Here is a 22,553-nt window from a genome sequence, read left to right on the forward strand (position 1 = left end):
GCACCCCGCGCCCCGCGCCGCACCCCGCTCGGCGCGCCGCACCCCGCTCGGCGCGCCGCACCCCGCTCGGGCGCCGTGCCGCGGCAGGCGCCCCGAGCGGGCCCGGCTCAGCCGGCCAGCGCGGACGGGCCGAGCAGCGCCTTCAGGTCGGCCATCAGGGCGGGGACCGGTGACACGCGCATCGGGCCCAGACGGTAGGTCGACGACTTCTGGCCGTTGGTGAGGCGTACGTGCACCTCGGCCGGGCCGGGGTGGGTGGACAGCACCTCGCGCAGGCGCTCGACCAGCGGCGGCGTGCACCGGTTGACCTGCAGTGCGAGCACGACCGGCTTGGCGTCGTCGGGCGCACTGGTGTCCGGGATGGACATGTCCATCGCCATGAGCTTGGCCTGGTCGTCGCGGCGGTCCGCGCGGCCCTTGATCACGACGATGGCGTCCTCGGCGATGTACTGCCCGACCAGGTCGTAGGTGTTCGGGAAGAACAGCACCTCGACCGCGCCGTCCAGGTCCTCCAGCGTCGCCGAGGCCCAGGCCTTGCCCTGCTTGGTGATGCGCCGCTGCACGCCGGACAGGATGCCGGCCAGGGTGACGATCTGCCCGTCGGCAACGCCGCCCTCCTCGTTGAGCGCCGCGATCGACATGTCGGCGGCCTTGCTCAGCACGTGCTGCAGGCCGAACAGCGGGTGGTCGGAGACGTACAGGCCGAGCATCTCGCGCTCGAAGACGAGCAGGTCGGTCTTGTCCCACTCGCCCGGCGGGATGGGCGGCGTGACGATCATGCCGGCGCCGGTCGAGTCGGTGTCGGCGAACGCCGAGCCGAACAGGTCGAACTGGCCGATGGCCTCGTTCTTCTTGACGCCCATGAACGAGTCGATGGCGTCGGCGTGCACCGACAGCAGCCCCTTGCGGGGGTGGTCCATCGAGTCGAAAGCCCCCGCCTTGATCAGGGACTCGATGGTGCGCTTGTTGCAGGCCACCGCGTCGACCTTGCGCAGGAAGTCGTAGAAGTCGGTGAACGCGCCCTGCTCCTTGCGCCCGCGCACGATCGCCTCGACGACGTTGCCGCCGACGTTGCGCACCGCGCCCAGGCCGAACCGGATCTCGTCGCCGACCGGGGTGAACCGGGCGGTGGAGGCGTTGACGTCCGGCGGCAGCACCTTGATGCCCATGCGGCGGCACTCGGCCAGGTAGACCGCGGACTTGTCCTTGTCGTCGCCGACGGAGGTGAGCAGCGCCGCCATGTACTCGGCCGGGTAGTTGGCCTTGAGGTAGGCGGTCCAGAAGGAGACCAGGCCGTAGCCGGCGGTGTGCGCCTTGTTGAAGGCGTAGTCGGAGAACGGGACCAGGATGTCCCACAGCGTCTTGATCGCCGCGTCGGAGTAGCCGTTGTCCTTCATGCCACCGGAGAACGGCACGTACTCCTTGTCGAGGATCTCCTTCTTCTTCTTGCCCATGGCGCGGCGCAACAGGTCGGCCTGGCCGAGGGTGTACCCGGCCAGCTTCTGCGCGATGGCCATGACCTGCTCCTGGTACACGATCAGGCCGTAGGTGTCGCCGAGGATCTCCGACAGCGGCTCGGCCAGCTCGGGGTGGATCGGCACCACCGGCTTGCGGCCGTTCTTGCGGTCGGCGTAGTCGTTGTGCGCGTTCGCGCCCATCGGGCCGGGGCGGTAGAGCGCCAGCACCGCGGAGATGTCCTCGAAGCCGTCGGGGATCATCGAGCGCAGCAGTGCGCGCATCGGGCCGCCGTCGAGCTGGAACACGCCCAGGGTGTCGCCGCGGGCCAGCAGCTCGTAGGTGGGCTTGTCCGCCAGCGGCAGCTCTTCGAGCACCACGTCGATGCCGCGGTTGAGCTTGATGCCCTCCAGGCAGTCGTCCATCACGGTGAGGTTGCGCAGGCCGAGGAAGTCCATCTTGAGCAGGCCGATGGACTCGCACGCGCCCATGTCCCACTGGGTGATGATGGCGCCGTCCTGCTCGCGCTTCTGGATCGGCAGCACGTCCATCAGCGGCTCGCCGGACAGGATCACACCGGCCGCGTGCACGCCCCACTGGCGCTTGAGGCCCTCGATGCCCTTGGCGGTGTCGACGACCTTCTTGGTGTCCGGATCGGTGTCGTAAAGCGACCGGAACTCCTGCGCCTCCTGGTAGCGCGGGTGGTTGCTGTCGAAGATGCCCGACAGCGGGATGTCCTTGCCCATCACCGCGGGCGGCATGGCCTTGGTGATCTTGTCGCCGACCGCGAACGGGTACCCCAGCACCCGGGCCGCGTCCTTGATCGCGGCCTTGGCCTTGATGGTGCCGTACGTGATGATCTGCGCGACCCGCTCCTCGCCCCAGCGCTGGGTCGCGTAGCGGATCATGTCACCGCGCCGGCGCTCGTCGAAGTCCATGTCGATATCGGGCATGGAGACGCGGTCGGGGTTCAGGAACCGCTCGAACAGCAGGCCGTGCGACATCGGGTCCAGCTCGGTGATGCGCAGCGCGTACGCGATCAGCGCGCCGGCCGCCGAACCACGCCCCGGACCCACCCGGATGCCCTCCTGCCGCGCGTACGCGCACAGGTCGGCGGTCACCAGGAAGTAGCCCGGGAAGCCCATCTTGCAGATGACGTCGAGTTCGTAGTCGGCCTGGCGCAGCCGGTCCTCGGGCACCCCGTTCGGGAAGCGGTCGCGCAGGCCCCGGTGCACCTCGGCACGCAGCCACGACTCCTCGGTGAAGCCTTCGGGCACCGGGAACGACGGCATCAGGTTGCGGTGCGCGAACACCTCCTTGTAGTCGCCGATCCGCTCGGCGATCTCCAAAGTGTTGTCGCACGCGCCCGGCACCAGGTCGTCCCACTGGCGGCGCATCTCCTCGGCCGACTTCAGGTAGAAGTCGCGGGCGTCGAACTTGAAGCGCTTCGGGTCGGCCATCGTCGAGCCGGACTGCACGCACAGCAGCACCTCGTGCGCGTCGGCGTCGGCCGCGTACGTGTAGTGCAGGTCGTTGGTGACCAGCGGCTTGAGGTTCATGTGCTTGCGCAGCCGGTCCAGCCCGTCGCGGGCGGCCTTCTCGATGCCGATGCCGTGGTCCATCAGCTCCAGGTAGAAGTTCTCCTTGCCGAAGATGTCCTGGAACTCGCCCGCCGACGCCACGGCCTTGTCGAAGTCGCCGATCCGCAGCCAGGTCTGGATCTCGCCCGAGGGGCAGCCTGTCGTCGCGATGACGCCCTTGCCGTACTGGTGCAGCAGCTCGCGGTCGGCGCGGGGCTTGTAGAAGTAGCCCTCCAGGCTCGCCTTCGACTGCATCCGGAACAGGTTGCGCAGCCCGTCGGCGTCGGCCGCCAGCATCGTCATGTGGGTGTACGCGCCACCGCCGGAGACGTCGTTCTCGCCGCCGTCGGCCCAGCGGACGCGCACGCGCTCCTGCCGGGCCGTGTTCGGGGTCACGTAGGACTCGACGCCGATGATCGGCTTGATGCCGGCGGCGGTGGCCTGCTTGTAGAAGTCGTACGCGCCGAACATGTTGCCGTGGTCGGTCATCGCCAGAGCCGGCATCTCGAGGCGATTGGCCTCCTTGAACAGCTCCTTCAACCGGGCCGCGCCGTCGAGCATCGAATACTCCGTGTGCACGTGAAGATGCACAAAAGAGTCGCCCACGGCGTACCCACCCCCAGCTTGTCGACGGTACCGCTCAGCCTAGTCCTGCGCTCCGACGCGTTCCACCCGCCGCTCCCCGGGTGCCGGGCGTCACCGGGCGAAGGGTTCCACCATCACCGATGCGGCGTTCAGCCAGGCCCGCTTCGTGGTCTGCTGGAGCGCGCCGTACTCGATCGACGAGCCGGTCTCCAGGGCCGGGTCGAAGGGCACCACGACCACCGCGCGGGTCCGCGTGGCGAAGTGCTTGCGCAGGTCCTCCAGCAGCGGCGAGGTGCCCGGGGTGGCGCACGACAGCAGCGTCACCGCGTTCTCGGCCAGCTTGCCCAGGCCGACCTCGTGCAGCAGGTCGATCATCCAGTCCGCGGTGAACGCGGCATCCTCGCGGGGCACCGTCGTGATGACGAGCTGGTCCGCGGCGCGGATCACCGTCTGCCAGTTGGCGCTCTCCACGTTGTTGCCGGTGTCCACGCAGACGATGTCGTGGGTGCGGCACAGCAGGTCCAGCACCCGGCGCACGGTGTGCTGGTCCAGGCGCTGGGCGAAGCGCGGGTTCTCCTCGCCGGCCAGCACGTCGTACGACCCGTCGGAGGCGTGCCGCAGGTAGTCGTCGAGCCGGTCCTTCAGCTCGGGCAGCGGCGCGTTCTCGATCTCCAGCAGGTCGCTGAGCAGGTGCCGGATGGTGCGCGCGTGCCGCGCGCTGCCCGCCCGCAGGCCCAGCGTGCCGCGCAACTCGTTGTCGTCCCAGGCCAGCACGCCCCGGCCGCGCACGCTGCCGATGGTGGCCGCGGCGAGCACGGTGGCGGTGGTCTTGTGCACCCCGCCCTTGGGGTTGGCGAAGGCCAGCACCTTCGGGCCGCCCAGTTCCCGGCGCAGCACCGAGACGGCGTGGTCGACGTCGTCGGCCCGGGCCGAGGGACGCCACTCGATCCGTCCGGCCGGCGCGCCGTACGCGGGCCCCGCCGGGGTGGCGGTGGCCGGGCCGGTCGGGTGGGCCGGCTCGGCGGGCGCAGGCTCACGGGGCGGCGCGGCGCGGGCCCGGTCGAGCAGCACCCGCCAGCGTGAGGTCGCCTCGGCGGGCGTCAGCTCGCCGGGTCGGCCCCAAGCCGTGGGACCGTCGCCCCGCTGGCCGTTGCGCTCCACGGTGTGCGCCCTCCCCGCCCTGCCAGAGTGATCAATGATCAATGCGGTGCCAGGCTACGCACCTCGACACCAGCTTGACCACCCTATGTGTTCCGGCACCCACACCTCCAGACCCTGACGGCCGATTGCCGCGGAGAAGAGGTGAAGACGTCTAACGAACCGGGCCTCCACCTGCTCAACGACGTCACTCGATGCAGGGTGCGGACACCCGCGGGGGACGCCCACCGGCTCAGCCCGCCTCCCCGGCGTCGGACGCCGCCGCCGAGGGGGCGTGCGCCGGGGATGCCGGAGCCGTGCCGTCCTCGGACGGGCTCGTCTCCGCCGCCGGCGAGACGCGCGGCGACGCCGGGCCCGAACCCGGACCGGCCGACGCGGGATCGCTCGGCTCCGGCCGCTCGCTCGGCGTGGCACTGGGCTCAGCGGCGGGCGTGGCGCTCGGCTGCGCGCTCGGCTTGGCACTCGCCGTGGCGGACGGGTCGAGCTGGCCCACCTGCTCCGGCAGCGGGGGCAGGAACACCGCCCGGTCCAGCCGCCGCACCTCGGGCGCGGGGTCGACAGCCCGCACCTCGGGACGGGACGCGATCTGGTCCAGCGCCGCCGGGGTCGCCCGCACCACCGCCGCGTACACGCAGGTGCAGCCCGTGCGGTAGGCCTCGGCCTCGGCCTGCGCGACCGCCGAGCCGCCCAGGTACGTGTCGCGCAGCCGCTCCTCCTCCGCGTCCGCGGTGGTCAGCTTGCCGGCCAGGCCCCGGAAGTCCGTGGCGTCGGCGTCCTTGCGCGCGGCGACCTGCTTCATGCCGGCCACCACGTCATCAGGGATCTGGAAGGCCGGGATGCGCACCGACGTCGTCGGCGTCCTGCCCAGCGGCACGCGGGCGTAGACCTCGACCACCGAGACGCCGCCGAGCACCGGCGTGAGCCGCTCGGGTGCCAGGTACGCCTTGAGGCTGACCAGCGCGTACGTCTCCACCGGGGTGGCCGCCGGGCGCTTGAGCAGACCGGCCAGCTCGGAGCGGGCCTGTTTGGCGTACAGCGGCACCGACTGCCCCTGCACGACGCCGACCTGCACGGTCTCGCCGAGGGTGGCCTCCGGGGTGGCCGTGGTCCCGCGGTGCGCGGTCCACACCACGGCCAGCAGCACCCCGGTGACCCCGAGCAGGGCAGCCCCGGTGAGCAGCCGCGACCGCAGCCGCCCGCGCCCGATGCGGACGAAACCGCCCGCGAGCCGCGGCACTATGACCTGATCCAGATGCCGCAAGAACCTTTGCGGGCGCATCCGGCGTTCCTCTCATCCGGCCTCGCGCGGGGGGCGCGAGCGCGTGTCAACCAGCCTCGCGCAGCCGTTCGAGCGCTTGCGCGAGGTCTGGCGGGTACTCGCTGACGAACCGGACCTCTTGTCCGGTGCCGGGGTGGTTGAAGCTGAGCTCACGCGCGTGCAGCCACTGCCGGTGCAGGCCGAGGCGGGCGGAGAGCGTCGGGTCGGCGCCGTAGGTCAGGTCGCCTACGCAGGGGTGCCGCAGAGCGGAGAAGTGCACCCGGATCTGGTGGGTGCGACCGGTCTCCAGTCTGATGTCGACGAGGCTGGCGGAGGGGAAGGCCTCCAGCGTGTCGTAGTGGGTGATGCTGGGCTTGCCGCCCGACATCACCGCGAACTTCCAGTCGTGCGTGGGGTGCCGGTCGATGGGGGCGTCGACCGTGCCCCGCAGTGGGTCGAGGTGGCCCTGCACCACCGCGTGGTAGCGCTTGTCCACCTCGCGGTGCTTGAAGGCCCACTTCAGCGCGCTGTACGCGGTCTCGCTCTTGGCGACGACCATGAGCCCGGTGGTGCCCACGTCGAGCCGGTGCACGACGCCCTGGCGCTCGGCGGCGCCGCTGGTGGCGACGGTCTGCCCCATCCCGGCCAGGCCGCCGATCACGGTCGGGCCGGTCCAGCCGGGGCTGGGGTGGGCCGCGACGCCGACCGGCTTGTCCACCACCACGATGTCGTCGTCACTGTGGATGATCCGCAGGCCGTCGACCTGCTCGGCCACCACGACGGGGGCCGTGGGCGGGGCGGGCAGGGTCACCTCCAGCCAGCTGCCGCCGGTGACCTTGTCCGACTTGCCGCGGGGCACGCCGTCGACCGTGGCGTCACCGGCTTCGACGAGGGTGGCCGCCGCGGTGCGCGACAGCCCGAACAGCCGGGAGACCGCCTGGTCCAGCCGCATCCCGTCCAGCCCGTCGGGGACCGGCAGGGAGCGGGTCTCCCCCTTCAGGCCCATCACCGCGAACCTCGGTCCGAGGAGACGGAGGCGGCGGCACGCGAGTCGCCCGGCGCCGCGTCGGCGTCGGTCTTCTTCTCGGACGTGATGCGGCTGCCGTCGCGCTGGCGGCCCTGGATCTCCAGCAGCACGGCCAGGCACACGCCGCCGACCAGGGCCATGTCCGCGACGTTGAAGATCGGGAAGGCCCGGCCGTGCGGGTCGAACACGCTGATGAAGTCGACCACGTGCCCGTGGAACGGGGCCGGCGCGCGGAAGATGCGGTCGATCAGGTTGCCGAACACGCCACCGAGGATCATGCCCAGCGAGATCGCCCACGGCAGCGAGCGCAGCCGGCGGACCATGAAGCCGATCCAGGTGAGTACGACCAGGGCGATGATCGGGAAGATGAAGGTGTAGTCCTCGAGCAGGCTGAACGCCGCCCCGCTGTTGCGGGTCAGCGACATGTAGACCGCGCCGCCGAGCACCTTGACCGGCTCCTGCGGGTCCAGCTTCGTCGCCCACTCCTTGGTGACCACGTCCAGCGCCAGGGCGAACACGGCCATCCCCGCGAAGACGGACACAGCCTTACCGCGGCTGATCCGAGGTGGGGAGTGCTCCGGTTCCCGCTGACTGTCCTGGTCCACCGACACACTCCCCAAGTCTCGGGCGCCGGACGCGCCCTTCGTACGATCATGCCGGGTCGGCCTGCCCGGCCGGGCACCGGCCCTAGCGGCGCTCTTCCAGCTGCTTGCAGGTCACGCACAGCGTGGCGGACGGGAACGCGGCCAGCCGCTCCACCGGGATCGGGTTGCCGCACTTCTCGCACCAGCCGTAGCTGCCCTCGTCGAGGCGCTCCAGTGCGCGCTCGACCTGGGTGATCCGCTCCAGGATGTTGTTCGCCAGCGTGATCTCCTGCTCGCGCTCGAACGTCTTGGTACCGGTGTCGGCCTGATCGTCGCCGGCCGAGTCGGTGAGCCGGTCGCGCTGCAGTTCGGCGATCTCGACGAGCGTGTGGTCGTACTCCTCCTGCAGCTCGTCACGGCGCGCGGTGAGCGCCACCCGGATCTTCTCGGTCTCCGCGGCGCTGCGATCACCCTTCTTCGCCGCGGTCGCCTTGGCGGCCGTACGGCTGGCGGTCTTGGACTCGGCAGGTTTGACCATGGTCGCTCCCTCGGCCGCGGTCGTGGCGGCGCTCGGCGTTGCCTGGGCGGGGGGATTCTCTTCCGTCCCGGCGGCGTGCCGCCGGGTGGTCGGGGTGGCGCGCGTCGACTTCTTGGCGTCGGCGGCGGCCGCGGCGGGCTTGGCCGCCGTCTTGCGCGCGGGCTCGGCCGAGCCGGGCGCGCGCTTGCGGGCAGTGGTGTCCGAGGTAGCCGTCACCGTCTCCCCCTTCGCCGTGGCCGCCCCCGCGGCCACTGTCTTCACGGAGCGTTTCGGCGCCGCGGTGGTCTTCGCGACGGCCTTCTTCGCCGCCGCTCCGGTCTTGCTCCCGCCTGCCCTTTCGGCCATGGCGTCCCCCAGATGCAAAACGGGCGCGCGGCTCACGCCGCGCACTCCAATAGGCTGGCAAGAATACGGAACGTATGGACGGTCCACAAACATGCCACGCACTGCCTGTCGAATTCCTGTGAGTACCCCGGAACCACCCGAAGTATCCGCAGGAAAGGCACCGATCATCGCGGTCATGCCGGACATTGCCGCGCGACCGTCCCTTTCTGGTGAATTTGGCAAAAGGGACAATATCACCTAGTCCCCGTGTTCCCGGCCGTCCTCTCCGAACCAGTGGGCCAGCCGGCCCCGCCGGCTCACCGCCCGCAACCGCCGTTCGGCTTCGTCGCGTACCGCTTCGGTGGCGACAATCAGCAGACTGTCACCCAATCGCAACCGTGTGTCGCGATCGGGCACGAAACCGACGCCGTCGCGCAGCACCAGCGTCACCGAGGCGCCCACCGGCAGCCGCAACTCGTCGAGGTGCACCCCGGCCAGGCCGGACCCCGGCGGCACCTCGATCTGCAGCAGCTCGGCGTGCATCCGGTCCAGCGGGGCGGTCTCCACCCGCAGCTCGGTGGCCTCCCCCGGGGCGGTCACCCCGAGCCGCAGGGCCACCACCGGCAGCGTGCCCGCCTGCACCATGGTGAACACCACCACCAGCACGAACACGATGTTGAACAGCGCCTCGGCGCCCGGCACGCCCTGCGCGAGCGGAATCGTGGCCAGCACGATCGGCACCGCCCCGCGCAGCCCCGCCCAGGACAGGAACAGCTGCTCGCGCCAGCCCACCCCGAACGGGGTCGCGCTGGCCAGCACCGACAGCGGGCGGGCGACGAAGGTCAGCACCACCCCCACCAGCACCGCGGGCACCAGCATCTGGACCAGGCCGGGCGGCGACACCAGCAGGCCGAGCAGGACGAACAGGCCGATCTGGGACAGCCAGGCCAGACCGTCGGCGAAGCCGAGGATCGCCTGGCGGTGCGGCAGCCGCGAGTTGCCGAGCACCACCCCGGCGGCGTAGACGGCCAGGAAGCCGGAGGCGTGCGCGACCGCACCGCCGGCGTACGCCAGCACCGTCAGGCCCACCGCGGCCAGCGGGTACAGGCCCGCCGCGGGCAGCGCCGCCCGGCGCAGCAGCTCCCGGCCCACCACGCCGACGAGCAGGCCGATCACCGCACCGGCGGCCAGCTCGTACGCGATCAGCAGCGTCTCCTGCCACCACGGCCCGATGCCCGCCGGGCTCGACAGCAGGATCACCAGCAGCACCACCGGGGCGTCGTTGATGCCCGACTCCGCTTCCAGCGTGGCGACCAGCCGCGGGCGCAGCCGCAGCCGGCGCAGCGTGGAGAAGACGGCGGCCGCGTCGGTGGACGACAGCACCGCCCCGATCAGCGCCGCGGTGCGCCAGTCCCAGCCCAGCAGGAAATGGCAGACCACGGTGACCACCACCACGCTGACCAGCACGCCGAGCGTGGCGAGCGTGGAGGCCAGCCCCAGCACCGGACGCAGCGTGGTCCAGCGGGCGGTGAGGCCGCCCTCGGCGATGATCAGCACCAGCGCGCAGGTGCCCAGCAGGCGCACCAGCTCGGCGTTGTCGAACCGCAGGCCGAAGACCGACCCCAGCAGCACACCGAGGGCCAGGTAGACCAGGAGACTGGGCACCCCCAGCCGGGTGGACCAGCGCACGGCGGCCACCGCGACGAGCAGCACCGCGGCCCCGATCAGCAGGGCCATGTCGAGGTGCGCGATCACCGACCCGCCTCGTGCAGCGCGGTCAGGCGGTCCGCCAGGTCGGCGGGCGGCGTCTCGATCAGGAAGAGCTTGTCGCGGCTGGCCAGGCCCGTCCGCAGAGAGACCGTGGCGGCGGGCAGGAGCAGCGCCTCGGCCAGCGCCCGGCGGGCCGCCTCGGTCGCCCTGCCGTCGACCGCGGGGGCCTGCACCGCCACGATCAGGGCGGTGCCGTGCGGGCCCGGGTAGACGCCGCCGACCCTGGTCCGGCCCGCGCCCGGCTTGACCCGGACCGCGACGACCGCAGGTTCCGTCACCGACGAGGACCCATCACGTGCCATGACCCATTGTGCCGGAAGCCTCTCGCGGCCATGTGGCGGACCTCCGGTGTCCCGTCCGGGTGCGGTGGACCGCCCCGGCGCGCCACCGGTTCAGGCGGCGCGCCAGGCGGTCCGTGTCCCCGCCCGAGACCGGCGGCGGGAGCACCGGAGGACCGAGGCCGGTCAGACCCGGCGTGCGTCGGCCAGCAGCGCGCTGTCCGGCTCGCAGAGACCGCAGGGGCTGAAGCCGAGGTCCACGGCTTCGGACACCGGGAGCGGCTCGTACGGCCGTCCCAGCAGGTGCACGCACCCGGCCACGTGGTAGCGCGGCCGTCCGTCGATGACCAGCACGTCCGACGACATCCGGGCGATCCGCGCCGCGTCGGCCGGGGAGACGCGCTGCGCCACCGGCTCGTCCGGCGGATCCTCGTCGTCGAAATCGTCGGCCCGCCCGCCGGCCCCCTGCGCCGGCAGCATGACCTCGGTCTGCTGATATCCGGCTGACATCGGTTCGGTGTCGGTGCGGCCGAGCACCGGCTGGCGCGCCGGCTCGTCGTCCCAGTCGTCCCGTTCGGGAACCCGGGGCGGCACCACAGCCCGGCCGCCGGCACGCCGGCCGGCCGGTTCGTCATCCTCGTCACCGTCGAACTGCTCGTCCTCGTCATCGTCGAGGAGCCCGGCCGCGGCACGCGCGGCGGCAGCCTGGCGTGCGCCCACCACAAGGGCGACCGCGGCCAGCAGACTGGTGCCAATCGAACCGACGAGCAACCCGCTCGATCCGTCCGTGAGCCCCAGCACGAGCAGCACAACGGCAACGAGGATGAGCAGCAGACTTGCGACTATCACAGCTCACCCCCGCCGCGTCGGCTAGATCCAGGTCTCGGCTGGTCCGGGACACGCTCCTGGGCATCACCCGGGGGGAGGCGCGCACGAACCGGCCGTCTCGCTACCGGCGCGGGAGGGTCCCGCACCGGCGAACCCGGGGCGCCAAGCCGTTTCACGGCTCGGAGGCACCCAGGCTCGTTTTCTATCTGCGGTGCGACGGCAGCGACGAGGGGGGAGGCTGCCGCGGTGACTCTGGCTGTGCGTGAGGGGTGAAACTCTGGTGGTCAGACAGCCCGGACTCGGCGCGTCCCGGGCGGTCCGCCGATGCGGACCGCCAGGGGACGTGGCCGGGTCGGGTCAGCGACCGTTGAAGGAGCCCGAGCCGGAGCCCGCGGCGGCCAGGCCACCGCCGGCCGGCCGGTCCTCGCGGCCGATCTCGGCCTCCAGGCTCTGGCCGCGGCCTTCGAGGTCGCGCAGCTGGCTCTCCAGGTACGCCTTCAGGCGCGTGCGGTACTCCCGCTCGAACTGCTTGAGCGTGTCGATGTGCTGCTGCAGGGCGGTGCGCTTGGCGTCCAGGCCGCTGATCGCCTCCTGGTGGCGCTGGCGGGCGTCACGCTCCAGCGCGTCGGCCTTCGCCCGCGCGTCCCGGGTGACCTCCTCGGCCTTGGAACGGGCCTCGGACAGCACCTTGTCGGCCTCGCGGCGCGCGTCGGACACGTGGTCGTCGGCGGTGCGCTGGGCCATCATCAGCACGCGCAGGGCCTGCTGCTCGCCCTCGGGGCCGGACATCGCCGCCGCGGCCGCCATGCCACCGCCGCGCAGCTGCTCCAGCTCGTTCTGCATGGCGCGGGCAGCCTGCTCGGCGGCCGACTTGTCGCGCTGCATGCGGTCGAGCTGAGCCTTCATCTCGTTCAGCTCGGCCGCCAGGCGCGGGTCGGGCCCGCCGGGGCCGACCGGCTGACGGCCACCGCCGCCGCGCTCGACCTGCATGCGCAGTTCGCTGTTCTCTTCGATCAGACGGGCGAGTTCGCGCTCGACCTCATCGAGGAAGGCGTCGACCTCCTCCTCGTCGTACCCCCGCTTGCCGATCGGAGGCTTTTTAAAGGCGACGTTGTGCACGTCGGCCGGGGTGAGCGGCATCGAAACTCCTCGGGTCAGTCGCGGCCGCGTTGGGGGACCGGTCCTCAGGTGGGGGTCACCCGGGGATCAGTCCTCCGACGATAATCATCAGCACGTAAAGGATAATCAACAGGACGATGGAGCTCAGGTCGATGCTCACGGTACCAATGCGCAACGGTGGGATCACACGCCTCAACGCTTTGAGAGGCGGATCAGTGACGCTCCACACCACCTCGAGCGCGGCGGCCGACCCCCGCGCCGGCTGCCAGCGCCGACTGTACGAGAGCACGGTACCCATCACGAACCTGGCCAGGAGCACCAGGTAGAACACGTAGATCGCGAGGTACGCGACCTGCAGCACAGGTGAAAACACGACAGTCGGAGTCCCTCGGTAGGACTAACTCTGGTTGAGGTACCCGCCCTCGGCGATCTTGGCCTTGTCCTCGGCGGTTACCTGGACGTTGGCCGGTGAGAGCAGAAACACCCGGTTGGTGACGCGCTCGATCGTACCCCGCAACCCGAATGCGAGTCCCGCAGCGAAGTCAACCAGACGCTTGGCGTCCGCCTCGTCCATCTCCGTCAGGTTCATGATCACCGGTGTGCCGTCCCGGAACCGCTCCCCGATCTGCCGCGCCTCGTTGTACGTGGTGGGATGCAGCGTGGTGATCTGCGGCCGCCGGTCGTCCTCGGCCGTCGCCGCCACCCGCTGCTGCGGCTGCACCTGGGGCGCCAGCGCCAGGTTGTCGCGCGTTGCGGTGGTGGTCGACGACGCCGTGCTAGGCGCCGCGGTCAGCGGACGGGTGATCGGGCGGACCGTGGCCCGCTCGGCCCGCGCCGCCTCCAGGCGTGCCTCCACGTTCAGCCGGGTGGCCTCCGCCCGCGCCGACTCGCGCGCCGCCTCCAGCCGGGCCGAACCGCTGCGGTCCGCCGCCATCCGGGTACGCGGGACCGACGGCGCCTCGTCGAGGTCGTCGTCGTCCTCGAAGTCGTCGTTGTACCGGCCCCCGTCACGCGAGTAGCGGTCCTCCGCCCGGTCGCCGCGGCGACCCCCGCGGTCGCGGTAACCGGAGGAATACCCCTTGTCGTAGGCAGGCTCGTCGTACTCGTGCTCGTCATCGTCCTCGACCAGCCCGAGCCAGACACCCGCCTTCCGCAGTGCGCCCATTGCCGCGCCCCTCCGTCCGCCGTGCGGCACAAACCCCCGTGCCTGTGCCGCTCTCGCGCAGACACCAGCTCTCCGTCAAAGCCCGCCACCGAGCCAGTGCCTGCCGCACTTCATCTTCACTCACGTGGGTTAACCACACTCGTGTAATTTCGGTGCAGCCGCCAGGCTACCGCAGGGGTGGTCGCATTCCGAGCAATGCGCTGCCGATGCGCACATGTGTCGCGCCGCACGCCACGGCCTCGTCCAGATCGTCGCTCATGCCCGCGGAGACCACCGTCGCATCAGGATGCGCCGCCCGGATCAGCGCGGCGCATCGGGCCACCTCCGCGAAGGCGCGCTCGGGCGCCCAGTCCAGCGGCGCCACCGCCATCACCCCCCGCAGCCGCAGCGCGGGCGCGGCGGCCACGGCCTGCGCCACGCGCAGCAGCGCCCGATCAGGATCGTCGCCGGCCGCCAGCGCGCCGCCGCGCTCCGGGTCACCGTCCACACTGAGCTGCACCAGCGCGTCGAGCTGCCCCGGCCGGCCCTCGTCGGCCGCCCGCGCCGCCGCGGCCCCCAGCGCCGTCGCCAGCCGCACCGAGTCGACCGAGTGCACCATCGCCGCGTACGAGGCCACGGAGCGGGCCTTGTTGCGCTGCAGCTGCCCGATGAAGTGCCAGCGCAGGTCCACCCCTGCGGCGGCGGTCTCCGCGGCTTTGGGGGCCGCCTCCTGGTCGCGGTTCTCCCCCACGTCGGCCACCCCGAGCGCGGCCAGGTGCAGCACGTCGGAGGCGGGGTAGGTCTTGGTCACCGCGACCAGGGTGATCTCGCCCGGGGCGCGCCGCGCCTTGCCTGCGGCGGCGGCGATGCGCTCGCGCACCGCTGCCAGGTTCGCCGCGATCTGCTCGCGCCGCTGCTGGTCAGTCAAGATCCACTCCAACCAAGAAGAAAGCTCCGATCATGCTGTTCTTACCGCATGACCGGAGCTTGCTCACGACGGGCAGGCCGCGCCGTCGGCCGCGAAGATCGCTGTGCCGAGATCTGCGGTCTGACCGCACCTTACGACCCGAAACAGCGATCTTCCGGCTACGAGCCGTTCTTCAGGAAGTCAGGGACGTCCACGTCGTCGAAGAGCACCTTGCGCTGGGACTGCGTGGGCGGAGTGTTGGTCGGCGTCGGGTGGCGCAGGGTGGGCGCCTCCACCGGCGGGGTGACCTTGCGCGGGATCTCGACCGGCTTGTAGGACGGCGAGCCGCCGTCGAAGCCGGCCGCGATCACGGTCACCCGCACCTCGTCGCCGAGCGCGTCGTCGATGACCGCGCCGAAGATGATGTTCGCGTCCGGGTGGGCCGCGTCGGTGACCAGCTGCGCCGCGTCATTGATCTCGAACAGGCCCAGGTCGGAACCGCCCGCGATGGACAGCAGCACGCCGCGCGCGCCGTCCATGCTCTGCTCCAGCAGCGGGCTGGAGATGGCGCGCTCGGCCGCCTCCACCGCGCGGTTGTCGCCGCGGGCGCTGCCGATGCCCATCAGCGCGCTGCCGGCGCCGCTCATGACGCTCTTGACGTCGGCGAAGTCGAGGTTGATCAGACCCGGCGTGGTGATCAGGTCGGTGATGCCCTGGACACCGGACAGCAGCACCTGGTCGGCCTGGCGGAACGCGTCCATCATGGTGATGCCGCGGTCGCCGAGCGCCAGCAGCCGGTCGTTGGGGATGACGATGAGCGTGTCGCACTGGTTGCGCAGCTCCTCGATCCCGGACTCGGCCTGGACCTGGCGGCGCTTGCCCTCGAACGAGAACGGCCGGGTGACCACGCCGATGGTGAGCGCGCCCAGCTTGCGGGCGATGTTGGCCACCACGGGCGCGCCGCCGGTGCCGGTGCCGCCGCCCTCGCCGCACGTGACGAAGACCATGTCGGCGCCCTTGAGCACCTCCTCGATCTCGTCGCGGTGGTCCTCGGCGGCGTTCTTGCCGACATCCGGGTTGGCCCCGGCGCCGAGCCCGCGGGTCAGCTCCCGGCCCACGTCGAGCTTCACGTCGGCGTCGCTCATCAGCAGCGCCTGCGCGTCGGTGTTGATGGCGATGAACTCCACGCCCTTGAGGCCGACCTCGATCATGCGGTTGACGGCATTGACGCCACCGCCGCCGATGCCGACGACCTTGATGACCGCGAGGTAATTGTGCGGAGGTGTCATCGGACCCTTCCTTCGAGGCTCTTGTGCCACAAGGGCGAGGGCTGCGCCCCCACCCGGCCTAGCTTGCCGCAACGGCGGAGGCGGACCTCCGGTCATTGCCGCTCCGCAGCGGTTCGGGGCGGGAACCCTAAACCTCTACTAGAGCCTTACGGTTATGTCAATCATTGTCTTGTACGGAAACGTAAGCGTCGGCACGCTGTGATCCAAGGACCACTGCGGCGTGTCTCGCACTCCACTATGGAGACCTCGCGCACGCGACCACCGCCGCGGGCCGTCCACGGGCTCAGCCGAGGGTCACGACCTCCGGCACGCCGCTGACGTCGATGCGCTTGTCCGGCTTGGCCAGCAGAGCATCCGCCGCCTTCGCCTTCAGCTCACTGCCCTCAGCGTCGCCCCAGGTCACGACCCGGTCGCCGGCCAGCTCCAGCCGGATCCGGGCGGGCCCCTCCACGACCAGGGTGGCCAGTTGGGACCGCAGCCGCTCGGTCAGCGACCGCAGCACCGCCAGCGCGGACTGGGTGGAGACGTCCTGGGGACCAGGCGTGGCCAACTGCACCCGCACGACACCGGACGGGACGCTGGAGACCGTACGGTAGATCACACCATGATCATCAAAAAGATCATACTTCTTTCCGTTGGGCACCGCGCCGACCGGAGTGCGCTCGACCACCTCGATGACCAGAGTGGACGGCCAGCTGCGGGTGACGGTGACCTCGCGGGCCGGCGCCAGCGCCGCCACCCGGGCGCGCACCGCGTCGGTGTCCACCCTGGCCAGCGGGGTGCCGTCGGGCACCGCCGCGGCGGTGCGCACCTGGTCCGGCTCCAGGATCAGGGCGCCGGACACGAACACCTCGCGCACGCCGAGCACCGGCGAGACGAAGATCAGCCAGCCCAGCGCGCCCAGCACCAGCAGCGCACCGGCGGCCAGGCCCAGCCGGGCCACGATCTGCCGGTTGCGGCGCACCCGGCCGGCCCGCGACAGCGGGATCCGGGTACGCCGCATGAACTGCCGGACCCACGGCGGCACGGCGTCGGTGCCGGCCCGTACGAGCCGCCACCGCCGCCGCGATCCGTCGTCGGGGCCCTCGGGCATCAGGCCGGCTCTCGCGCGTCCGGCGAGGCGTGGCGGGCGACGTACCCGTTCGGGGAGACCGGGTCGGCGCGCTCGGCCAGGGCCGCCATCAGCTCGTCGCCCATCAGCGAGATCGGCGGCGCGCCCATGGTCACCACCACGTCGCCCTCGCGGACCCGGCGGACCACCTCGCCCGGCACGTCCTCCCAGGACGGCACGAAGACCTTCTGCTCGGGCGGCAGCGGCACGGCCGCGGTCAGCGCGACCCCGCCCTCACCCGGCTCGCGCACCTCGCCGGGGCCGAACACCTCCATGATCACGGCCTCGTCGGCGAGCGCCAGCGCGGTGGCCATCTCCTCCTGCAGGTCCCGGGTGCGGTACATGCGGTAGGGCTGGAACACCACCACCAGGCGGCCGTCCCCGGCCACCTCGCGCAGCGTGTGCAGGGCCGCGGTCATCGAGGTCGGGTGGTAGGCGTACTCGTCGTACACCCGTACCCCCTGCACGATGCCCTTGAGTTCGAAGCGCCGCCGCACGCCCGGGTGCGAGGCCAGCCCGGCGGCCACCACCTCGGGGTCCACGCCCAGCTTGAGCGCGGTCAGCACGGCCGAGGCGCTGTTGAGGCCGAGGTGCCGGCCGGGCACCGGCATGGAGAACTCGCCCAGCTCCTGCCCGTTGAGCGAGGCCAGGTAGCGCACGCCCGCGGCGGTGGTGGTGATGTCGGTCAGCCGCAGGTCCGCCTCGGGCGACTCGCCGTAGGTGAACACCGTGCGGCCCAGCTCGCGCAGCCGGGCCGTGACCCGCATCGCGCCCGGGTCGTCGGCGCAGGTGACCACGAAGCCGTCCGGCTCGACCAGCGTGCCGAACTCGACGAAGGCGTCCTCCAGATTGGCCAGCGTGCCGTACGTGTTGAGGTGGTCCTCCTCCACGTTCGTGATGATCGACACGTGCGGCCGGTAGAGCAGGAAGGACCGGTCGCTCTCGTCGGCCTCGGCGACGAAGTACTCCCCCGTGCCGTGGTGGGCGTTCGAACCGACCTCGGAGATCTCCCCGCCGATCACGAAGGACGGGGCCAGCCCGGCCTGCTGCATGATCAGGGTGATCATCGAGGTGGTGGTCGTCTTGCCGTGCGTGCCGGCCACCGCGATGGTGCGCCGCCCGGTCATCGCCGCGGCCAGGGCCTCCGAGCGGTGCAGCACGCGCAGCCCGCGCTTGCGCGCCTCGGCCAGCTCCACGTGGTCGGCCGGGATCGCGGTCGAGTAGATGACCGTGTCGACGCCGTCCAGGTTCGACACGTCGTGGCTCATGTAGATCGTGCCGCCCAGCGCCCGCAGCGCCGCCAGCGCGGGCCACTCGCGCAGCTCCGAACCGGACACCGGCACGCCGCGGGTCAGCAGCAGGCGGGCCAGTCCGCTCATGCCGACGCCACCGACGCCGATCATGTGCACCCGGCCCAGGTCCTCCGCGGTGAGCACACCCGCCGGGATCATCTCTGCCGTCTCCACTGCACGCCTCCCTAGTTTCGCTTCGCCGTCGCCAGCGCGTTCAGCAGGAACGAGCGCAACTGCTCGTCACCGTCCCGCCGGCCGTACGCCGCCGCCGCGTAGCCCATCGTGGCCAGCCGGGCCGGGTCCGTCACCAGCGGCAGCACGTTCTGCTCGATCCACTGCGGGGTCAGCTCGCCGTCGTCCACGATAAGTCCACCACCAGCCTCAACGACCGGGAGCGCGTTGCGCCGCTGCTCGCCGTTGCCGTACGGCAGCGGGACGTAGATCGCGGGCACCCCGAGCGCGGCGGTCTCCGCGCAGGTCAGCGCGCCACCGCGGCACAGCGCCAGGTCGGCGGCGGCGTAGCCGAGCTCCATCTCGTTGATGAACTTGACCCGCACGTACGGCGCGGCCAGGTCGCTGGGCACCTCGACGTCGTCGTTGCGGGCCCCGATCACGTGCAGCACCTGCACGCCCGCCGAGGTCAGCGCCTTCGCCGAGGCGGCCACGGCCAGGTTGATCGAGCGGGCGCCCTGCGACGCGCCGAAGACGAACAGGGTCGGCCGGTGCGGGTCCAGCCCGAAGTGGGCGCGGGCCCGCTCGCGCAGCGCGACCCGGTCCAGCGTGGTGATGGACTGGCGCAGCGGCACGCCGACCACGGTCGCGCCGCGCAGCGACTCGTCCTGGCGCGGCTGGTGCGGGAAGCCCACCGCGATGTTCTCGGTGAAGCGCATGCCCAGCTTGTTGGCCACCCCGGCAGGCACGTTCACCTCGTGGATCACGATCGGCGTGTGCCGCCGCCACGCGGCCAGGTAGGCCGGGACGGAGACGTACCCGCCGAAGCCGACGACCGCGTCCGCCTCGACCTCGTCCATGACCGCCCGCGCCGCCTTGGTGGACCGGAACATCCGGTCCGGGGTGCGCAGCAGGTTCAGGTTCACCGAGCGGGGCAGCTGGTACGCCGGGATGTGCCGCAGGTCGTAGCCCGCCGCCGGGATCAGTTCCGTCTCCAGGCCACGGGGCGTGCCCAGGCAGGTGATCCGGACCTCGGGGTCGTGGCGGCGCAGACAGTCCGCGAACGCCAGCAGCGGGTAGATGTGCCCGCCGGTGCCACCACCGGCCAGCACCACCGACCGCAACCGGCCGTCACCTGACACCATCACCGTCTCCTCTCACCCGGACCACCTGCATTGCCCGACCGTCCCGGTGACCCGCCCGAACGGCGGTCCCCCGGAGACTGTCCGGCAGTGCGCGACGCCGGCTCCTTCGCCTGCGGCTCGCGCGCCTTCGCCACCGGTGCCGCCGCGGTCGCGGACGCCGCCGTGTCGGCGGGTCGCGCCGGTGACGGCAAAGGTGGCAACGGCGCCCACACTAGCTGGGCCCACTTCGGGGCCGGACGGGCATGCAGGGCTCGGGCCGCGTCCGGCTCCGCGCGGGCGAACGACGCCAGCATGCCGACCGCCGCCAGGGTCACCACCAGGGCCGTGCCGCCGTCGGAGATGAACGGCAGCGGCAGGCCGGTGATCGGCAGCAGCTTGACCACCCCGCCGATGTTGATGACCGCCTGTGCCACCAGCCACAGCGTCACCGCGCAGGCCGCCATCCGGCGGAACGGGTCGTTGACCCGGCGGGCGATGCGCAGGCCGGTGAAGGTCAGCACGGCGAACAGCGACAGCACCACCAGGCAGCCGACCACGCCGAGTTCCTCGGCGATGACCGCGAAGATGAAGTCGTTGTGCGCGCTGGGCAGCCAGTTCCACTTCAGGCTGGACTTGCCCAGCCCGACCCCGAACCAGCCGCCGTCGGAGATCGCCAGCAGCCCCTGCTTGGACTGGTAGCAGGTGTCGTCGTTGGCCGCGCAGCTGATGATTTCGGCGTCGGTCTGGAAGAACGCGCCGAACCGGTCCGAGCGGTAGCCGCCCAGGCCCGGCGCGACGATGAGCAGCGCGATGCCGGCCAGGCCGGTGCCGATCAGCATGCCGAAGTAACGCATCGGCGTGCCGGCGGCCCAGAGCAGGCCGATGAACAGGATCAGCAGGCACAGCATGGTGCCCAGGTCGGTGTAGCCGACCAGCACGAACAGCAGGCCCACCAGCGGGAACAGCGGCGTGAACAGCTCCTTCAGCCGCACGATCGAGTTGCCCTTGCGGGTCAGCACGTCCGCGCCCCACAGCACCAGCGCGAACTTCGCCAGCTCGGAGGGCTGCAGCTGGACCGGGCCGATGTAGAGCCACAGCGTCTCGGAGTGGATGAAGCCGATCTGCGGCTTGGGCAGCGCCTTGGAGGCGTGCAGCAGCGCGATGCCGTCCATCAGCAAGAGCAGCACGATCGACACCGTCAGCGCCACCGGGGCCATCGCCCGGAAGGTGCGCCGCGGCAGCCGCTGGCAGACCCAGAACGCGGCCAGGCCCACCACCGCGGCGATGACCTGCTGCGCGATGACCGTGAACGCGCTGCCGCTGGCGCTGTACGCCGCGACGCTGGTCGCCGAGTACACCATCGCCAGGCCGATCACCAGGAGCAGGCCGGCGCTTGCCAGCAGCAGGTAGTACGAGGCCAGCGGCCTCGACAGCAGCCCGCGCAGGGCGGCGAGCCAGGTGAACAGGTCCACCCGCAGCACGCGGGGCGCCGGCGGGCCCGCCTGCTCGGGCGGGGCAGCCGTACGGGCGTCACCGGTCATCGAGAGGACTCCGATCTCGGCCGCTGCGGACGGGGGGTGCTGTTCTGTTGTGCCGTGTCCGGCGCGCCCGGCGCGGGGTCAGGCGGGCAGGGCGCGGACCGCCTCGGCGAATGCGTCGCCACGGCGGGCGTAGCTGGGGAACATGTCCAGGGACGCGGCGGCCGGCGCGAGCAGCACGGTGTCGCCCGGCTCGGCCAACCGGGCTGCCGCCTGCACCACCTCCGCCATCGCCCCATCATCCGTGCGAGCCACGTCCACCACGGGCAGGTGCGGCGCGTGTCGCGCCAGTGCCGCGGCGATCTCGGCCCGGTCCACGCCGAGCAGCACCGCCCCGGCCAGCCGGGGCGCGACGCGCGCCGTCAGCTCGTCGATGTCGACACCCTTGAGCTGGCCGCCGGCCACCCACACGATCCGCTCGTACGAGGTCAGCGACGCCTGGGCGGCGTGCGGGTTGGTCGCCTTGCTGTCGTCGACCCAGGTCACACCGTTGACCGTGGCCACGTGCGCGTTGCGGTGCGGCTCGGGCACGTACCCGGCCAGGCCGCGCCGGATCGCCTCGTGCGGCACGCCCACCGACAGCGCGAGTGCGGCTGCCGCGAGCGCGTTGGCCACGTTGTGCGCGCCGACCGGGTGGATGTCGGCCAGGGTGGCCAGCTCGTGGGCGTCGCCGTCGCCGGTGCGGTCGACGAGCACGTCCTCGACCACGCCGACGCAGCCGCGCGGCGGCACGTCCAGGGTGAACCCGACCACCCGTCCGGGCGGCCCGGCCGCGTACAGCCCCTCCAGCAGCGCCCTGACGCGCGGATCGTCGAGATTGCCGACCGCGGTGCCCCCGGTGGCCGCCGAACGCCACACGGCCGTCTTGGCCGTCGCGTAATGGTCGAAGCCGCCGTGCCAGTCCAGGTGGTCGTCGGCGAGGTTGAGCAGCGCGCCGCCGTGCGGGGCCAGCGTCGAGGACCAGTGCAGCTGGAAGCTGGACAGCTCGACGGCCAGCACCTCGTATCCGCCGGGCCCGCCGGCCTGCGCGTCGACCAGCGGCATGCCGATGTTGCCCAGCGCCGCCGTGCGCAGCCCGGCCGCGCCCAGGATGGCGGCCAGCATGGTGACCGTGGTGGTCTTGCCGTTGGTGCCGGTGACCGCCAGCCAGCGGGGCCCGTCCGGCTTGCGCAGCCGCCAGGCCAGCTCCGGCTCGCTGTACACCTCGATGCCCGCGGCCGCGGCGGCCAGGGCGAGGGGGTGGTGCGGCGGGAAGCCCGGGGAGACGACCAGGTCGTCGACCCCGGACAGCAACTGCCCGGGGTCGGGCTCGCCGATCACCACGTTGACGCCCAGGCCCGCGAGCCGCTCGGTCTCGGCCGAAGCCGCCCGGTCGACCACGGTCACCTTGGCGCCGAGGCCCGCCAGGGCGGTGGCGCAGGCGGCTCCGGCCACCCGCGCCCCGGCCACCAGCACCGAACGGCCCTCGTACAT

At 71.9% G+C, this 22,553-nt stretch carries 18 protein-coding genes and 1 pseudogene; all 19 read right to left on the reverse strand.

Going from position 1 to position 22,553, the window contains the following annotated elements; all coding sequences use genetic code 11:
• Positions 1 to 107 precede the first annotated feature (107 nt).
• Positions 108 to 3,641 carry a DNA polymerase III subunit alpha gene (dnaE, locus tag F6W97_RS25855; protein WP_155373134.1) on the reverse strand — a complete coding sequence of 1,178 codons (3,534 nt, stop codon included), beginning with the start codon at positions 3,639 to 3,641 and terminating at the stop codon, positions 108 to 110.
• Positions 3,642 to 3,731: 90 nt separating this feature from the next.
• A pseudogene (locus F6W97_RS25860) lies at positions 3,732 to 4,718 on the reverse strand (MinD/ParA family ATP-binding protein); the annotation flags it as partial.
• A gap of 292 nt (positions 4,719 to 5,010) precedes the next feature.
• The gene (locus F6W97_RS25865) at positions 5,011 to 6,057 is read right to left on the reverse strand and encodes a hypothetical protein (protein ID WP_155373135.1); all 1,047 of its coding nucleotides are present in this window, start codon (positions 6,055 to 6,057) and stop codon (positions 5,011 to 5,013) included.
• A 46-nt stretch (positions 6,058 to 6,103) separates the two neighbouring features.
• Entirely contained in the window at positions 6,104 to 7,042 is a 939-nt protein-coding gene (locus F6W97_RS25870) for an RluA family pseudouridine synthase (RefSeq protein WP_155373136.1), read from the reverse strand.
• Complete coding sequence (locus tag F6W97_RS25875; RefSeq protein ID WP_407924607.1) at positions 7,042 to 7,674, reverse strand: signal peptidase II; 633 nt, start codon at positions 7,672 to 7,674, stop codon at positions 7,042 to 7,044. The genes F6W97_RS25870 and F6W97_RS25875 overlap by 1 nt, the downstream gene beginning before the upstream one ends.
• Positions 7,675 to 7,750: 76 nt before the next feature.
• Positions 7,751 to 8,185, reverse strand: coding sequence for a TraR/DksA family transcriptional regulator (locus F6W97_RS25880; RefSeq protein ID WP_144121618.1), 435 nt, complete (start codon positions 8,183 to 8,185; stop codon positions 7,751 to 7,753).
• Positions 8,186 to 8,767: 582 nt separating this feature from the next.
• Positions 8,768 to 10,246, reverse strand: a complete 1,479-nt coding sequence (locus F6W97_RS25885) for a potassium/proton antiporter (RefSeq protein ID WP_407924611.1) — start codon at positions 10,244 to 10,246, stop codon at positions 8,768 to 8,770.
• A gap of 14 nt (positions 10,247 to 10,260) precedes the next feature.
• Positions 10,261 to 10,581 (reverse strand): DUF167 domain-containing protein, encoded by a 321-nt coding sequence (locus F6W97_RS25890; protein ID WP_155373138.1) that lies wholly within the window; start codon positions 10,579 to 10,581, stop codon positions 10,261 to 10,263.
• 162 nt (positions 10,582 to 10,743) lie between these two features.
• Positions 10,744 to 11,406, reverse strand: a complete 663-nt coding sequence (locus F6W97_RS25895) for a hypothetical protein (RefSeq protein ID WP_155373139.1) — start codon at positions 11,404 to 11,406, stop codon at positions 10,744 to 10,746.
• A gap of 336 nt (positions 11,407 to 11,742) precedes the next feature.
• Positions 11,743 to 12,525, reverse strand: coding sequence for a DivIVA domain-containing protein (locus F6W97_RS25900; RefSeq protein WP_144121464.1), 783 nt, complete (start codon positions 12,523 to 12,525; stop codon positions 11,743 to 11,745).
• Between the two features lie 55 nt (positions 12,526 to 12,580).
• Positions 12,581 to 12,877, reverse strand: a complete 297-nt coding sequence (locus tag F6W97_RS25905; RefSeq protein WP_155373140.1) for a YggT family protein — start codon at positions 12,875 to 12,877, stop codon at positions 12,581 to 12,583.
• Between the two features lie 24 nt (positions 12,878 to 12,901).
• Entirely contained in the window at positions 12,902 to 13,669 is a 768-nt protein-coding gene (locus F6W97_RS25910) for a cell division protein SepF (RefSeq protein ID WP_155373141.1), read from the reverse strand.
• 166 nt (positions 13,670 to 13,835) lie between these two features.
• The gene (locus F6W97_RS25915; protein WP_155373498.1) at positions 13,836 to 14,579 is read right to left on the reverse strand and encodes a YggS family pyridoxal phosphate-dependent enzyme; all 744 of its coding nucleotides are present in this window, start codon (positions 14,577 to 14,579) and stop codon (positions 13,836 to 13,838) included.
• A 155-nt stretch (positions 14,580 to 14,734) separates the two neighbouring features.
• Positions 14,735 to 15,844, reverse strand: coding sequence for a cell division protein FtsZ (gene ftsZ, locus F6W97_RS25920; RefSeq protein ID WP_120316113.1), 1,110 nt, complete (start codon positions 15,842 to 15,844; stop codon positions 14,735 to 14,737).
• 283 nt (positions 15,845 to 16,127) lie between these two features.
• Positions 16,128 to 16,937, reverse strand: coding sequence for a cell division protein FtsQ/DivIB (locus F6W97_RS25925; RefSeq protein ID WP_155373142.1), 810 nt, complete (start codon positions 16,935 to 16,937; stop codon positions 16,128 to 16,130).
• Positions 16,937 to 18,406 carry a UDP-N-acetylmuramate--L-alanine ligase gene (murC, locus tag F6W97_RS25930; RefSeq protein ID WP_155373499.1) on the reverse strand — a complete coding sequence of 490 codons (1,470 nt, stop codon included), beginning with the start codon at positions 18,404 to 18,406 and terminating at the stop codon, positions 16,937 to 16,939. The genes F6W97_RS25925 and murC overlap by 1 nt, the downstream gene beginning before the upstream one ends.
• A 26-nt stretch (positions 18,407 to 18,432) precedes the next feature.
• Positions 18,433 to 19,563: an undecaprenyldiphospho-muramoylpentapeptide beta-N-acetylglucosaminyltransferase gene (gene murG / locus F6W97_RS25935; RefSeq protein ID WP_155373143.1), complete on the reverse strand. Its 1,131-nt coding sequence runs from the start codon at positions 19,561 to 19,563 to the stop codon at positions 18,433 to 18,435.
• On the reverse strand, positions 19,563 to 21,083 hold the full coding sequence (locus F6W97_RS25940; RefSeq protein ID WP_155373144.1) for an FtsW/RodA/SpoVE family cell cycle protein: 1,521 nt from the start codon (positions 21,081 to 21,083) through the stop codon (positions 19,563 to 19,565). The genes murG and F6W97_RS25940 overlap by 1 nt, the downstream gene beginning before the upstream one ends.
• A 78-nt stretch (positions 21,084 to 21,161) precedes the next feature.
• Positions 21,162 to 22,553 (reverse strand): UDP-N-acetylmuramoyl-L-alanine--D-glutamate ligase, encoded by a 1,392-nt coding sequence (murD, locus tag F6W97_RS25945; RefSeq protein ID WP_155373145.1) that lies wholly within the window; start codon positions 22,551 to 22,553, stop codon positions 21,162 to 21,164.

Origin of the sequence: Catellatospora vulcania, from assembly GCF_009720385.1 — a bacterium.
Classification (GTDB): Bacteria; Actinomycetota; Actinomycetes; order Mycobacteriales; family Micromonosporaceae; genus Catellatospora; species Catellatospora vulcania.